Source organism: Streptomyces sp. CBMA156 (assembly GCF_014596515.1).
Lineage (GTDB): Bacteria > Actinomycetota > Actinomycetes > Streptomycetales > Streptomycetaceae > Kitasatospora.
This window is the reverse complement of the sequence record NZ_MSJQ01000386.1, coordinates 1-13,303: the sequence shown is the minus strand read 5'-3', so window position 1 is coordinate 13,303 and position 13,303 is coordinate 1. Positions and strand designations below refer to the sequence as shown.

Annotated in this window: 16 protein-coding genes and 1 pseudogene; 10 read left to right on the top strand and 7 right to left on the bottom strand. The window is 73.3% G+C overall.

Annotated elements, in window-relative coordinates; genetic code table 11:
• Window positions 1-164: 164 nt before the first annotated feature.
• From BU198_RS34270 to BU198_RS34260, 3 genes are all read right to left on the bottom strand, one after another.
• Window positions 165-527, bottom strand: a complete 363-nt coding sequence (locus BU198_RS34270; protein WP_188300750.1) for a hypothetical protein — start codon at window positions 525-527, stop codon at window positions 165-167.
• Between the two features lie 249 nt (window positions 528-776).
• Window positions 777-1,127 (bottom strand): hypothetical protein, encoded by a 351-nt coding sequence (locus tag BU198_RS34265; protein ID WP_188300749.1) that lies wholly within the window; start codon window positions 1,125-1,127, stop codon window positions 777-779.
• On the bottom strand, window positions 1,124-1,633 hold the full coding sequence (locus BU198_RS34260; RefSeq protein WP_188300748.1) for a DUF3592 domain-containing protein: 510 nt from the start codon (window positions 1,631-1,633) through the stop codon (window positions 1,124-1,126). Before BU198_RS34260 ends, BU198_RS34265 begins: the two co-directional genes overlap by 4 nt.
• A gap of 208 nt (window positions 1,634-1,841) precedes the next feature.
• On the opposite strand from BU198_RS34260, the pseudogene BU198_RS44365 reads away from it, so the two are divergent.
• Window positions 1,842-2,440: pseudogene (locus BU198_RS44365) on the top strand (DUF6928 family protein).
• Between the two features lie 233 nt (window positions 2,441-2,673).
• Here BU198_RS44365 and BU198_RS34255 read toward each other — a convergent pair.
• Both BU198_RS34255 and cynR read right to left on the bottom strand, forming a co-directional pair.
• A complete protein-coding gene (locus BU198_RS34255; RefSeq protein WP_317619895.1) occupies window positions 2,674-3,387 on the bottom strand; it encodes a hypothetical protein in 714 nt (237 codons plus the stop codon).
• 98 nt (window positions 3,388-3,485) lie between these two features.
• Window positions 3,486-4,394, bottom strand: coding sequence for a transcriptional regulator CynR (gene cynR / locus BU198_RS34250; protein ID WP_188294829.1), 909 nt, complete (start codon window positions 4,392-4,394; stop codon window positions 3,486-3,488).
• 125 nt (window positions 4,395-4,519) lie between these two features.
• Here cynR and BU198_RS34245 point away from each other — a divergent pair, with 125 nt between their 5' ends.
• From BU198_RS34245 to BU198_RS34205, 9 genes are all read left to right on the top strand, one after another.
• Window positions 4,520-5,128, top strand: a complete 609-nt coding sequence (locus BU198_RS34245; protein ID WP_188294828.1) for a carbonic anhydrase — start codon at window positions 4,520-4,522, stop codon at window positions 5,126-5,128.
• A gap of 156 nt (window positions 5,129-5,284) precedes the next feature.
• Window positions 5,285-5,755: a cyanase gene (cynS, locus tag BU198_RS34240; protein ID WP_188294827.1), complete on the top strand. Its 471-nt coding sequence runs from the start codon at window positions 5,285-5,287 to the stop codon at window positions 5,753-5,755.
• A 106-nt stretch (window positions 5,756-5,861) separates the two neighbouring features.
• A complete protein-coding gene (locus tag BU198_RS34235; protein WP_188294826.1) occupies window positions 5,862-6,362 on the top strand; it encodes a nucleoside deaminase in 501 nt (166 codons plus the stop codon).
• A 151-nt stretch (window positions 6,363-6,513) separates the two neighbouring features.
• On the top strand, window positions 6,514-6,810 hold the full coding sequence (locus tag BU198_RS34230; RefSeq protein WP_188294825.1) for an ArsR/SmtB family transcription factor: 297 nt from the start codon (window positions 6,514-6,516) through the stop codon (window positions 6,808-6,810).
• On the top strand, window positions 6,807-7,193 hold the full coding sequence (locus tag BU198_RS34225) for a VOC family protein (RefSeq protein ID WP_188294824.1): 387 nt from the start codon (window positions 6,807-6,809) through the stop codon (window positions 7,191-7,193). Before BU198_RS34230 ends, BU198_RS34225 begins: the two co-directional genes overlap by 4 nt.
• Window positions 7,194-7,361: 168 nt before the next feature.
• Entirely contained in the window at window positions 7,362-7,673 is a 312-nt protein-coding gene (locus tag BU198_RS34220; protein ID WP_188294823.1) for an ArsR/SmtB family transcription factor, read from the top strand.
• A 110-nt stretch (window positions 7,674-7,783) separates the two neighbouring features.
• Window positions 7,784-9,037, top strand: a complete 1,254-nt coding sequence (locus tag BU198_RS34215; RefSeq protein WP_317620447.1) for an MFS transporter — start codon at window positions 7,784-7,786, stop codon at window positions 9,035-9,037.
• Between the two features lie 188 nt (window positions 9,038-9,225).
• Window positions 9,226-9,921 carry an alpha/beta hydrolase gene (locus tag BU198_RS34210; RefSeq protein ID WP_188300747.1) on the top strand — a complete coding sequence of 232 codons (696 nt, stop codon included), beginning with the start codon at window positions 9,226-9,228 and terminating at the stop codon, window positions 9,919-9,921.
• A gap of 779 nt (window positions 9,922-10,700) precedes the next feature.
• Window positions 10,701-11,429 (top strand): HAD family hydrolase, encoded by a 729-nt coding sequence (locus BU198_RS34205; RefSeq protein ID WP_188300746.1) that lies wholly within the window; start codon window positions 10,701-10,703, stop codon window positions 11,427-11,429.
• A 60-nt stretch (window positions 11,430-11,489) separates the two neighbouring features.
• Here BU198_RS34205 and BU198_RS34200 read toward each other — a convergent pair whose 3' ends face one another.
• Complete coding sequence (locus BU198_RS34200; protein WP_188300745.1) at window positions 11,490-12,272, bottom strand: IS5 family transposase; 783 nt, start codon at window positions 12,270-12,272, stop codon at window positions 11,490-11,492.
• A 240-nt stretch (window positions 12,273-12,512) separates the two neighbouring features.
• Window positions 12,513-12,995, bottom strand: a complete 483-nt coding sequence (locus tag BU198_RS34195) for a DUF6882 domain-containing protein (protein WP_188300744.1) — start codon at window positions 12,993-12,995, stop codon at window positions 12,513-12,515.
• Window positions 12,996-13,303 lie beyond the last annotated feature (308 nt).

The following is a 13,303-nucleotide window of genomic DNA, read 5'->3' as shown; positions in this document are numbered from 1 at the left end:
CCGTACGGCCCGGGGAGGCCGCCGTGCTGCTCCCTGCCGCCCGCCCGCCGCGGCCCTGGTGCGGCCCCGGTGCGGGTGCCGGTGTGCCGGGGGAGGCGTGCGCCCCGTGGCGGGCCGTGCCGGTGGTCACCGCCGGGGTGCGGGCAGCGTCCTTGGCGGGTGGGTCAGTTGAAGACCAGGACGTCGGTGCGCATCGGCAGCGGGCTGCCCCAGCCGATGCTGATCTTGAAGGTGACCGTGCCGTTGCCGGGGGCGATGCCCGACACCTGGAAGGGCGCGGCGCCGACGAACCGGTTGCCGTTCGAGTCGATCTCGGAGGCCGTGATGACGACCGTCGAGTCGGTCCCGATGACGTTCCAGGGGATCTGGAGGTTGAAGGTCCCGTTGCCCGGGCTCCACGTCCACCAGGCCCGCCACACGGCGCCGAGGTTGCCGCCGATGGCCGCGAGGCCCTCGCCGCGGGTGGTGGGCTGCGAGTTGTCCGCGATCTGCGGCGCCCGGGAGGCGGAAGGTTCGACTGTGGTCATGACGGCTCCTTGCGCCGGGAGGGCCCCACGAGCCATCCGGATACGTTGAGTGTCCGCTGTTGAGCACAGTGTCACAATCACTCGTGCGGGTGAACCCCCGGCGCGCCGCCGCACCACCCCGCCGCCGTGCCGCCCGCCGCCGTCCGCTCGCCGCCGTCCGCTCGCCCGCCGCGTGCCGTGCCTGGTCGGTCCGCCCTGGTGCGGGGCCGGGTTCCGGCCGGGGAAGCGCGGCGCCCGGGGTGCGGAAGGTCAGAGGGATTCGGCCCAGGAGGCGAAGTGTGTGGACTCGACGTCGAAGCCCGCGGGATCCAGGTCGCCGAGGTCGGAGGAGAACACGGCGCAGTCCGGGTCGTCGGCGCGCAGGAGGAATCCGCGGCCGCCGCTGTCGTCGCCGATGAGGAGGAAACCCGGTGCGTACCGCCCGACTTCGTAGGTGGTGTTGCGTTCGCCGATGCATCCGGCCGGGTAGACGGTCACGCCCGCCGCGGTGAGCAGGCCGTCCCTCACGCTCCACAGGGCCAGCAGCGGGGCCGGGAGGCCGAGCGGGATCCCGGAGCGGGCGCGCGCCACGTCGGCCGCCGTGGCCGCCGTCGCGCTCATGCCCGCCTCATCCTGGCTCGCAGCCGCAGGTACCAGGTGAGAGCCGCGGCCCCGGCGAGCAGCATGACCACCGAGAACACCAGGGCGGACCAGTCGATCACGTTGCGGCCGAGGGTGTTCCAGAAACCGATGCTCGACGGCAGGGCGGCGAGCCCGGCGTCCCGGGGGTCGTACACGACGGTGACGGGCCGGTCCCTCCCGAGGTCGTCCGACACGTAGGCCAGCTGTGTTTCGACGGCCCGCCCGTCGGATGCCGTGAAGCGCACCCGGCAGTGGGAGTTGGCGGAGACGGACCCGTCGCCGTTGCCGCCCACCGGCACGCACTGGGTGACGACGGCCCGGACCTGTACACCGCGGCCGTTGAGGACCGATTCCACATGGGTGTCATGCGGGATGAGGTACGCCACCGCCAGGACGAACAGCAGCAGCCCGCACCCGAGCATGGCCGCGGACGCGCGCCCCAGGCCTCGGTGGTAACCGCGCACGTATGCCGGTACCGCGTCCATGGCGTCCACTCCCTCGGGGCTGTCGTGCCGGCCCGGTGCCGGGGGCCGGCCCGGTGAGGCGCCCCCCGGGCGGTCGTCCCCGAAACCGCCGGGCGGGCCGCGGCGGCGCATCGGGGAACGTGCGTGCGGGCTTGATGCTAGCGAGGCGGGCTGACAGCCGGGCTTCCGGACGGGGCGCCCGGTTCCTGGCGCGTACTGCGGCGGGCCCGTGCGGGGCGGACTTCCGGGTGAACCCGTCCCGGCCGCAGGCGGGTTCCGGGACCGGCGGCGCCGGCCGCAACGCCGGGGAGAGGTGTGCCCCCGGCGGGACGGGGCCTGTGCGCCGCGCGGCCGGGCCTGTGCGGGCAGCCGGCCGGGGACCGGACCGGTCTGCGACCGGCGTGTGATGGTCGGTCTGCCGTCGCGGCTCCCCGGCGAGCTCGTCGCGGCGGGCGCGGGCCGGCGGATGCTCCTGTACGCCATGCACGGTGTGGCCGGCCGGCCTTCGGCGTCCGGGAGGACGGGCGTCTCATCCGCTCGCCGAGTCCCTCCCCGGGCGGCGGGATCGTCGAGGACACCGGCGATCCGCTTCCCTTCGAGGTCCCCTGCCGGGCCGGGGAACGGCCGGCCGGTGTCATCGCGTGGCCGGGCGAGGACGTCAGGCCCTGCCCGCTGCCCTTCCACCCGCCGGCCATGGGCGAGGACGCGCTGCGCGCGCTCTGCGGGTCCGTCATGGAGGGCCGCCCGGAGCCCGGTGACGTCGATGCTTACGCCATCGCGCTCCACGGCTTCCTCGTACGGGACCGGACGCTCCCGGTCCCGCGGTGACGGAGGCGGCGCTCAGGGCGGCGGTGGCGGGCCATGGGACCCGCCGCGCAGCTGCGTGCCGGGTCCCGGCGGCACGTCGGCCGGGCGGGATGCCGGGTAGCCGCGGGCGCCACCTCGGCGGGGCCCAAGGACTGCGCGTCGGTCCCGCCGGATCCGGCGGGAAGCCCGTCCGGCCCGCTACCCGGCTCTCCCGCACCAAAGGGGGCGGTCCGCCTCGGGATTCGCGCGTTCGGTCACACCGGCGGCCGGGCCGGGGAGCCTCCGGGTGCCGGCCGCAGTGCCACGTCCCGGTACGGGGTCTGGCAGTGGCCGCTCGGACCGGCCCTGCCGGCCGGCGGCGTGAGGCGGGGCCAGGGGTGGCCGGCCAGGTCGGAGGCCGCCGCCCGCAGGAGCTCCAGCACGGTACAGCCCGGATAGTCCGGGAAACGTGTGTAGTCGAGACGGTGGTAGCAGCTCCAGTAGCTGACCACCCGCCTCTGGGTACGGGCGAAGAAGGAGGGATTGTCCACGATGAACCGGCCGTAGGCGGCGCGGAGGGCGGTGCCCGGCGTATCCAGGTCGCCGAGTGCTTCCCGGATGACCACCAGGATCTCCACCACGTACTCGCCGGCCAGCTGCACGACGTACGGGACGACCCAAGGCTGCGCGGAGCCGACGACGCATTCCAGGTGACGCCGGCGGATCCTCCCGTCATGGTGCCTGGTGTACAGGCAGTGCAGGATCGTCAGCTGTCGTGGCGAGAGGGATTCCAGCGCATCGGCCGACGGTTCGTCGTTGTACAGCCGAGTGGGGATCGCGAGGAGCCGGCCCTGCACGTCGACCGGGAACGGGGCCGCCGGCTTCAGCCGTGATGTCCCCATGGCCGCCAGGACCACCCGGACATCGTCCGCGAGCGGGCCGGGGAACGCCATGGCCAGGTGGTCACTGTCGTCGGGAGGCTGGGACACGGCTCTGAGCCTATGCCTGTGACGCGGCGCAGTTCAGAGGCAGGCACGCCCGCGGCGGCACTCGCCGCCGGACGGCAGGCAGGACGGCGGGCGGGGGTTCACCGGGGCGGGGCGTAGCCGCGGGTGCGCACGACGTCGTGGGTGAGGTCGGCGAAGGCGTGGGCGGCGGCGCTGCGGTAGGCGTCGGTGCGGTGCAGGAGGGCGGCGGTGCGGGTGGGCAGGGGAGGATCGAGGGGGACGGGGACCAGCTGGGGGTGGTCGTCGGCGATGGGCTCGGGCAGGACGGTGACCAGACCGGTACGCCGGACGATCTCGGTCAGGGCCTGGATGGAGTCGGCCTCCACCGTGATGCGCGGCGCGGCCCGGTGCCGGGCGAAGTAGGCGTCGATGTGGCCGCGAGTGGCGAAGCCCCCTGTCAGCAGGGCGAGTTGCTCACCCTCCAGAGCATGCACCGGCAGCGGGCTGGGCAGCTCCCGGGCACGCGCGGCGGCGGCGACGAGGCTGAGGGACTCGGTGAACAGTGCGGTCGCCGTGACACCGGGCGGGTGGGGGCCGGCGAACGCGATGCCGAGATCGAGGCCGTCGGCGAGCAGAGCCGCCTCGAGACGGTCCTGCGGCATCTCGGCCACCGTGAGGCTCACCCCCGGGTGACGGGCGTGGAACCCGGCGGCGAGCGGACCGACCAGGTAGGCGGTGAACGTCGGCGTCACCCCCAGACGCAGGTGACCGCGGGAGAGGTCCTGCACATCGTGGACCGCACGCTCACCGGCGGCCAGGTCACGCAGCGCACGCCGCGCATGACCGGTGTAGACCGCGCCGGCATCGGTGAGCCGCACGCTGCGCCCGGTACGGTCCAGCAGCTGCACGCCCAGCGTCCTCTCCAGCTGCCGGATCTGCTGGGAGAGCGTGGGCTGCGAGACGTGCAGCTCCTCGGCGGCGCGGGTGAAGCTGCCGTGCTCGGCCACGGCGAGCAGATACCGCAGGTGACGCAGTTCCGGAGAGGCCATCCACCCACTATAGACAACACCAATGGCTTACATCCCCTACAACTCTTGGACACTATAGATACAGGTCATGCATGGTGGATCTCACCGGCCCACCAGGACCGGCCACCACCCGAAGGGGAGTGACCATGCAGGACCTCACCGACGGCGTCGCCCGTTTCCAGCGGGACGTCTTCCCGGCCAAGGCGGACCTCTTCGCCCGCCTCGCCACCCACCACACCCCCGGCACCCTGTTCATCGGCTGCTCGGACGCCCGCGTCGTCCCCGAACTGATCACCGGCACCGAACCCGGCGACCTGTTCGTCATCCGCACCGCCGGCAACCTCGTCCCCGCCCACAGCCCCGAGCCCGACGCCATCGCCGCCTCCGTCGAGTACGCCGTCACCGCCCTGAACGTCAAGGACGTCATCGTCTGCGGCCACTCCGCCTGCGGCGCCATGACCGCCCTCGCCCACGGCCACGACCTCACCGACGCCCCCGCCGTCGCCTCCTGGCTGCGCCACGCGCACGCCTCGGTGGCCCGCACCGCCGCCGCCGGCGACGTCCCGGCCCTGGTGCGCCACAACGTCGCGGCCCAGCTGGCGAACCTGGCCACCCACCCCTCGGTCGCCCGCGCCCTCGGACAGGGCCGGCTCGCCCTGCACGGCTGGGTCTACGACATCCCCACCGGCCGCGTCGAGGACGTCACCGCCGGCCGCGCCACCGACCTGACCGCCGGCACCGCCCTCGCGGCCTGACCCCCCCCCCCCGCAGCCACACCCCCCCCCCCCGCAGCCACCCCCCCCCCGCAGCAACTCCATCCCGACCCGTCCCACCCCGACCCACTCCCCGGGCCGCCCCGCCTCCCCTTTCCGCGGAGCGGCCACCCCATCGCCGAAAGGACACGACCGATCATGGTGCAGGCACAGTTCAACCGGAGCGCCCGCGAGGCCCTGGCCGACAGGGCCGTCGAGGCCAAGACCCGCAAGAACCTCTCCTGGAAGCAGATCGCCGAGGCCTCCGGCCTCTCCGTCGCGTTCACCACCGCCGCCGTCCTCGGCCAGCACCCGCTGCCGGAGGAGTCCGCCAAGGCCGTCGCCGCACTCCTGGGCCTCGACGACGACGCGGCGCTGCTGCTGCAGACCATCCCGCTGCGCGGCTCGATGCCCGACCGCATCCCGACCGACCCGACGATGTACCGCTTCTACGAGATGCTCCAGGTCTACGGCACCACCCTCAAGGCCCTGGTCCACGAGGAGTTCGGCGACGGCATCATCTCCGCCATCAACTTCAGGCTCGACGTCAGGAAGGTCGCCGACCCCGACGGCGGCGAGCGCGCCGTCATCACCCTCGACGGCAAGTACCTCCCCACCAAGCCATTCTGACAGATCATCACCTGACGGGGGGCGGGCCCGGGACGACCCGCCCGCCCCCCGCTTCCCCTTCCCCGTCCCCGCTCCATCCCCGTCCCTCTTCCCCGGAGGCCCCCTCATGGACTTCGCCCAGCGCACCATCGACATCGCCCGCCGCAACGTCGCCGAGGGCGGGCGCCCGTTCGCCACCGTCATCGTCAAGGACGGCAGGATCCTCGCGGAGAGCCCCAACAGGGTCGCCCAGACCGACGACCCCACCGCCCACGCCGAGATCCTCGCCATCCGCGACGCCTGCACCAGGCTCGGCACCGAGCACCTCACCGGCGCCACCGTCTACGTCCTCGCCCACCCCTGCCCCATGTGCCTGGGCGCCCTCTACTACTGCTCCCCGGACGAGGTCGTCTTCCTCACCACCCGCGACGCCTACGAACCGCACTACGTCGACGACCGCAGGTACTTCGAACTCGACACCTTCTACGGCGAGTTCGCCAAGCCCTGGCAGGAACGCCGGATGCCGATGCGCCACGAGGAACACGACGCCGCCGTCGGGGTCTACCGCCTCTGGCAGGAACGCAACGGCGGCGAACGCCGCGTCGCCGGCGCCCCCACCGCCGCCTGACCCCAAGACCGCGGACACCTGCCGGGTACGGCCCCGCGGTTCACCACCCCTGGGCGAAAGGCCGGGACGGCCTCGATTCCGGCCCCGTCGTCGGGCCCCGTCGTCCGGCCCCCGCCTGGTAGGCAAGTCCCGGCTTGCCTATGGTGGGGAGGTGACCGACGATGGAGTGTGGAAGGCGCTGGCGGACCCCACCCGCCGGCTGATCCTGGACGAGCTGGCCGGGCGTGGCGGCCAGTCGCTGTTCGAGATCCGCGTGCGGCTGACCACCCGGCACGCGCTCGGCCTCTCCCGGCAGGCGGTCAGCCAGCACCTGGCGGTGCTGGAGGCGGCCGGCCTGGTGCGGGTGCGGCGCGAGGGCCGCTACAAGTTCCACGACCTGGACACCGAACCGCTTGAGCGCATCACCGCCCGCTGGCTCAGGCCCGAACCACCCGAGGACGCCCCGTGAGGATCAACCTGGCCAGTGTCTTCGTCGACGACCAGGACAAGGCCCTGCGCTTCTACACCGACGTGCTGGGATTCGTGAAGAAGACCGAGGTCCCGCTCGGCGGCCACAGCTGGCTGACCGTGGTCTCACCCGACCAGCCCGACGGCACCGAACTGGTCCTGGAACCCGACCGGCACCCCGCCGCCAAGGCCTACGTCGCGGCGCTGGCCGCCGACGGCATCCCCGCCACCTCCTTCGCCGTGGACGACGTGCACGCCGAGTACGAGCGGCTGCGCGCCCTGGGCGTGCGCTTCACCCAGGCGCCGCTCGCCCTGGGGCCGGTGACCACCGCCGTCCTGGACGACACCTGCGGCAACCTCATCCAGATCGCCCAGTACCACTGACCCCCGGCCCCCCGACCCCCCGGCCCCGGCCTCCGCCGGGCGTCGGGGCGTCGGGGCGTCGGGGGTCCGGGCGGGGGAGGGGCGGCGGGGCCGCCTTGACACCCAAGGTCGTATCCAGAATATTAGATACGTCCCGACGGGCCGGACGGCGGAAGGAGAGTGCGCGCGGTGGACCCGCTGGCCGTGCACAAGGCGCTCGCCAACCCGGCGCGCGCGGACTTCCTGCGCTGGCTCAAGACACCCGAGCTCTACTTCGACGAGCCCTACTACCGTGAGCGCGGCGTCGGCTTCCACATCGGCGTGTGCGTCACCGACATCCGCGAGCGCTCAGGGCTCGCCCAGTCGGTGGTCTCCGGCTACCTCCAGATCCTGCGCGAGGCGGGACTGCTGGTGTCCGAACGCGTCGGCAAGTGGACCTTCTACCGGCGCAACGAGGAGACCATCGCCGCCTTCGCCGCGTACGCACGCGACGAACTCTGACCCCCTCCACGCACCACCCCTGCCCTGCGGGGGCGCCCGGCCGGCGCCCCCTTTTTCTTCCCCCTAACGCATCCAACTATCTAGATTTGTGTATCCACTGGAGGTCGTCCGTGCCCCGCACCGCCCCCGCCCGCAACGCCCTGGCCGTACCGGTCCTGGCCCTGGGCGTGTTCGGCATCATCACCACCGAGATGGGCGTCGTCGGCGTCCTGCCCTCCCTGGCCGAACGCCTCGACGTCAGCACCGGCACCGCCGGAACCCTGGTGGGCGCCTTCGCCCTCACCGTCGCCGCCACCGGCCCCGCCGGCGTCCTGCTCGCCTCCCGGCTGCGCCGAAAGACCGTCCTGGCCACGGCACTTGCCGTCTTCGCCGTCGCCAACGCCGTCTACGCGCTCAGCGACTCCTTCCCGCTGGTCCTCGCCTTCCGGATCCTGCCCGCCCTGTTCCACCCCGTCTTCTTCGCCCTCGCCCTCACCGCCGCCACCCGCCTGGCCCCGCCCGGCCGGGAAGCCCGCGCCGCCACCACCGTCTTCGCCGGCGTCAGCGCCGGCTTCGCGTTCGGCGTCCCGCTCACCTCCTACGTCGCCGACCACCTCACGGTCCCCGCCGCGTTCTGGACCGCCGCCGCCGTCAACCTCGCCGCCTGCGCCGGCCTCCTCGCCTTCTTCCCCGACCTGCCCGAGACCGGCCGGCCCACCTACGCCGGACAACTCGGCATCCTGCGCCAGGGCCGGCTGTGGCTGGCCGTGGCCGCCGTCACCCTCCTGTTCGCCGCCATGTTCAGCGGCTACGGCTACATCGCCGAGTACCTGGAGAACGTCACCGGCCTCGACGCCTCCCTCACCGGCCCCGCCCTGATGGCCTTCGGCGTCGTCATGACCGCCGGCAACCTCGTCTTCGGCCGCCTGCTGGAACGCGGCCTGGTACGCACCGTCACCGCCTACCCGGTCCTCTACCTCGCCCTCTACCTCCTCCTCGACGCCGTCGGCCCCCACACCGCCCCCATGCTCGCCGCCGTCCTCGTGTGGGGCGCCGTCCACTCCGGCGGCCTGGCCGTCGCCCAGGCCTGGCTCGCCCGCGACGCCACCGACGCCCCCGAGTTCGGCAACAGCCTCTTCATCTCCTTCTCCAACCTCGGCATCACCCTCGGCACCACCCTCGGCGGCGCCATCGTCACCACCGCGGGCCCCCGCCACCTGCCCCTGGCCGGCGCCGCCCTCGCCGCGGCCGCCCTGGCCGCCGTCCTCCTGCGCCGCCGCCTGCCCCAGCCCGGCCGGCCCGGCCGGACGGACCAGGCGGGCCCGGCGGAGCAGACGGAGCAGACGGAGCAGGCGGGCCAGGCCCAGTCCGCACCCGCCCCCTGACCCCTGCCGCAGGCCCCCGCCCCGCCGGGGTACGGGCGCGGGCCTTCGCCGAAGGCCCGCGCCCGTACCCCGCGAACGGCCCACGACCCCCAGCCGCCACGGCGGCCGCGGCTACCGTGGACCGCAAGACGACCCGACAGTCGGACAGCCGGGCGGCCGGGCGTCCGGGCGGACACGGAGGCAGCGCGATGAGAGTGGTGTTCGTGCACGGGGCGTGCGTCCGGGACGGATCGTGGTGGTGGCACCGCACTGCCGGGCTGCTGCGCCAGCGCGGCGTCCCCAGCACGGCCCCGGCACTGCCGAGCTGCGGCGAGACGGGCCCGCCCGCGGGCACCGGCGGTCCGGGACTGCCCGAGGACGTCGCCGCGGTGCGCCGGGTACTGCTGGACGGCGACGAACCCACCGTCGTGGTCGCCCACAGCTACGGCAGCATCGTCACCGCGCAAGCCGCCGCAGGAATCGGGCCGGTCCGCCACCTGCTGCTGATCGCCGGCTACCTGCCCGAGGCCGGACAGAGCCTGGCGGACTTCGGCGACGGCCACCCGGCCCCGTTCCTCGACACCGACCCCGATACCGGCACCTTCACGGTCCGCCCCGAACTGCTCACCGACACGTTCCTGCAGGACTGCGACCCGCACATCCGGACACAGGCCGCCTGCCACCTCGCCCGCCAGAGCACGCAGGTGACCCGCCAGAGCGTCGGGGCCGCCGCCTGGCACCAGGTGCCCACGACCTACCTCGTCTGCGCCCGGGACCGGGGCACCGCACCGCACCTCCAGCGCGGGTACGCCCGCCGGGCCGGCCGCACCGTCGAACTCGACACCGGCCACCACCCCTTCCTGTCGCGGCCCGCCGAGGTCCGGGACCTGCTGCTGAGCCTGTGACCGCGGCGGCACCGGGCCGCAGGCCGGAGCGGGCCCGCGACCCGGCCGCCGAACCGGCCGGGAAACGACCGCGGGCCGGCCGCGAACAGACGCCCCCGCCGTCGCCCCCGAACACCACCGCGACCCCCTCACCCCCCGATCGCGGCAACGCCGCATTCACGCACGTACCTTGCGGCCGTCGCCGGCCCACGGACCAACCGGCCGTTGCCGACACCGGGCGGACGCGCCCCGCCGACCACCCGGCAGCACGCGACCGGATCCGCGGGGACCGCCACCACGCCCACGAGCACCCGCGCCGCCCCACGGCCGTCCTCTGCCGCAGGCACCACGCTGTTGCGACCGGGCACGAAGCCGTACGCCGCGGGGAACGACCCCGTCAGCTCCCCGGCCGCCACTGCACCACCCCGCCGGAAGGCACGGTTGCGTGATCGCCCGGCAGTGCGTTGGCGAGGTTCTGTCCGGGCCCGGGCCGCGGCCCGGACAGGCAGGTGAAGCCGGCCCGGGAGCCGGTGAGTCTTCCGGGTCGCAGCCCGCGACGAACGCGCCCGCCGGGGTTCCCCTGCCGAGGGCCGCGCGATCGGGCTCGATCGTCCCGGTGTGGCGTCCCGCGCTTTCCACGGACGCGCTCGCTCACCACTACCAGCGCATCGTCGCTACGCTCACCGAACAGGCATCCGGCGGGAAGCCAGTGATGTCCTGTCAGGAGATCACTGCCGCACTCGGACCGCGGGGCAGCGAATCGTCTCGTCCTCGCGTGATCGCCAACGAAAGAGCAACCGATGCAACCGATCGTCCTGTTCGACCTGGACGGCCTTCTGATCGACTCCGAGCCGATCTGGGACGCGGCGAAGCGTGAAGTGTTCGGTCCGCTTGGCCTGCACCTCACAACGGAGATGCAGGCGGCGACGCGCGGGCTGCGGCAAAGGGACATGGTGGCCTACTGGTTCGATCGGGCCACCATTCAAGCCGACCCCCACGACGTCGAGCAGCAGATCGTGGCCGCCGTGTGCCGCAGGCTGGAGGGAGTGGCGCTGAAACCCGGCGCCGAACACGCCGTCGCGGCGTGCGCGCGTGCATCGAGGGCGATGGCCGTCGTGTCGTCTTCGCCGGAGTCGGTGATTCGGGCTGCGCTCGCGAGCACCGGCCTTGACCGATCTTTCCATGCCGTGTTCTCGGCCGAAGACGACGAACACGGCAAGCCCCACCCGGGCGCCTACCTCCGCGCAGCCGCCGCCCTCGGCGCGTCACCCGACGAATGCACGGTGATCGAGGACTCGCTCAACGGCGTCCTCGCCGGCGTGTCAGCCCAGATGACGGTCGTCGCCGTTCCCGAGGCCGCTGATCGCCGCGATCCTCGCTTTGCGATCGCCACTCTGGTACTGGAGTCCCTCAAGGATCTCGATACCTCTGTACTCGGCGCGTATGTGTCCAGGGGGAGCCGGGACGCCACGTGGGCATCGCGTGCTGCGGATCCTCAACCGTTCCGCGAACCAGATCGTGCTGTATGACGCCCTCGATCGTGAGTTCGGGCCTTCACGGGTGAAGGCCCGAACTCACCCGGGGACGGTTCACGCTCGCCGCCGGGCCAGCCGGCGGCTCATGAGCATCGTCATCGACCACAGCACCATCCGCTCATGCACGGCGGGCAGCGTCTCGTAGTCGCGCACCAGGCGACGCGAGCGCATCAGCCGGCTCCGCGTGCGTTCCACCACCCAGCGTCTGGGCAGCACCACGAACCCCGAGGCGTCGTCGCCGCGCTTGACGATCTCCAGAGCGAGCCCCGGTTGCTGCTTCGCCCAGCTGACCAGGCGACCCGCGCAGCCGCCGTCGGCCCACACCAGGACGATCCTGCGATAGCGGGCCCGGACACGTTCCAGCAGCGGCATCGCGGCGTCCCGGTCGGTCACGTTCGCCGCGGTGACCATCACGGCCGGCAGCAGCCCCAGGCAGTCGACCGCGATGTGCCGCTTGCGCCCCGGCACCTTCCTGGTCCCGTCGTAGCCGCGGGTGGCCGCCGGCACCGTGGCCGCCGCCCGCAGTGACTGCGCGTCGATCACCGCCGCGGTCGGCTCCGGATCGCGGCCGGCCTCCTCACGGACCAGGCCGCGCAACCGATCGTGCAGTTCCGTGAGCAAGTCCTTCACACGCCACCGCCGCACGAAGGCGTAGACGCGGTCCCACGCCGGGAAGTCGCCCGGCATCGCTCGCCAGGTGATACCGCCCGCCGCCAGGTAGCGAACAGCGTCCAACATCTGTCGGTGGCAGTACCCCTCCGGCTGCCCGCCCCGCCCCTCCAGCCACAGTGGCACCGGCAGACAGTCGCGCACGAGGGCCCATTCCGCGTCCGTCATGTCCGACGGACAGCGAGGTGCACGTCCAGGGCGATCACCCGCGTTCCCGAGCCGGTGAGCGAGGCAATCACACGATGGGGCAGCCCAGTCGGACTCCACCCGCACGAGAGCGTAAGACTGCGACAACAGGGCTTCCTGGTGCGCTCCGCGCCGCACCGCGCCCTGCCCGTCCGCAGCCCGCCGGGGGTCGCAGGCCTCAGCTCACGGCCGGCGCCGCACCACCCCGGCGCCCCGTCGCCGTCATTCGGCGGTGAGCGTCAAATCATGGACCAGGAAGTGGAGTTGCACGTCGTCGCTGAAATCCGCCCACAGCCCTTCGGCGTCGAGTACGGATGCCGCGACCATCCGGGCCTCGGCGACGAGTTCGGGATGGTAGTCGAAGCCCGGCCACGGCAGGACGGGGTAGCCGTTCTCCTCACCGAACCGCCGGACACGCTCGATGTCCCCCAGTACCGCGGGCGGAAGGGACTCGTTCGCCCATGACCACAGCCAGGACTGCCGGGGGACGCTGACGCTGCCGATCATCGTCAGCCGGCCGGTGAGGAACACCGTCCCGGCACGCGACCACGCGATCCGCGCGTCGTCCATCGACCACTGGTACCGCACGTCACCCGACAGTCCGAAGCGTTCGACCATGAGGGCCTGCCGACCACGGGCGCGTTCGCGGGCCGCGAGCACGACCTCCTCCCAATCGGAGTGGTCATGCTTCGAGCGGTCGTCCACTGTGTCTCCTCGCGCCGGAACGGTCGGCAGGATCCTTTCATCCGGGCAGGTGATCCGGTGTATCGGGCCTTGGCCCGCCGGTCCGGGCGGAACCGCTCGCCACTCGCCGGGCGTACGCCTCGCCGGTGGCGGGGACTCCGCCGACTTCATGGCGACCGGGCCGGGGCCGGGGCGGGCGGGCTTCGGCGCACGCGCCGGCGGGGGAGCCGCCGTGCGCAGGTCCGCAACCCGCGCCGGGGACACGTACGGGGCGGGCTTGTCCGGCTCCGCCGGCCGTTCCCGAAAGGTGGTGGAGACCGGCGGCGGAC

What these genes read in the sequence shown, in the direction of transcription:
- BU198_RS34270 (WP_188300750.1), bottom strand. Translation starts at nt 527, where the DNA reads ATGACCACAGTCGAACCTTCCGCCTCCCGGGCGCCGCAGATCGCGGAC.
- BU198_RS34265 (WP_188300749.1), bottom strand. Translation starts at nt 1,127, where the DNA reads ATGAGCGCGACGGCGGCCACGGCGGCCGACGTGGCGCGCGCCCGCTCC.
- BU198_RS34260 (WP_188300748.1), bottom strand. Translation starts at nt 1,633, where the DNA reads ATGGACGCGGTACCGGCATACGTGCGCGGTTACCACCGAGGCCTGGGG.
- cynR (WP_188294829.1), bottom strand. Translation starts at nt 4,394, where the DNA reads ATGGCCTCTCCGGAACTGCGTCACCTGCGGTATCTGCTCGCCGTGGCC.
- BU198_RS34245 (WP_188294828.1), top strand. Translation starts at nt 4,520, where the DNA reads ATGCAGGACCTCACCGACGGCGTCGCCCGTTTCCAGCGGGACGTCTTC.
- cynS (WP_188294827.1), top strand. Translation starts at nt 5,285, where the DNA reads ATGGTGCAGGCACAGTTCAACCGGAGCGCCCGCGAGGCCCTGGCCGAC.
- BU198_RS34235 (WP_188294826.1), top strand. Translation starts at nt 5,862, where the DNA reads ATGGACTTCGCCCAGCGCACCATCGACATCGCCCGCCGCAACGTCGCC.
- BU198_RS34210 (WP_188300747.1), top strand. Translation starts at nt 9,226, where the DNA reads ATGAGAGTGGTGTTCGTGCACGGGGCGTGCGTCCGGGACGGATCGTGG.
- BU198_RS34205 (WP_188300746.1), top strand. Translation starts at nt 10,701, where the DNA reads ATGCAACCGATCGTCCTGTTCGACCTGGACGGCCTTCTGATCGACTCC.
- BU198_RS34200 (WP_188300745.1), bottom strand. Translation starts at nt 12,272, where the DNA reads ATGACGGACGCGGAATGGGCCCTCGTGCGCGACTGTCTGCCGGTGCCA.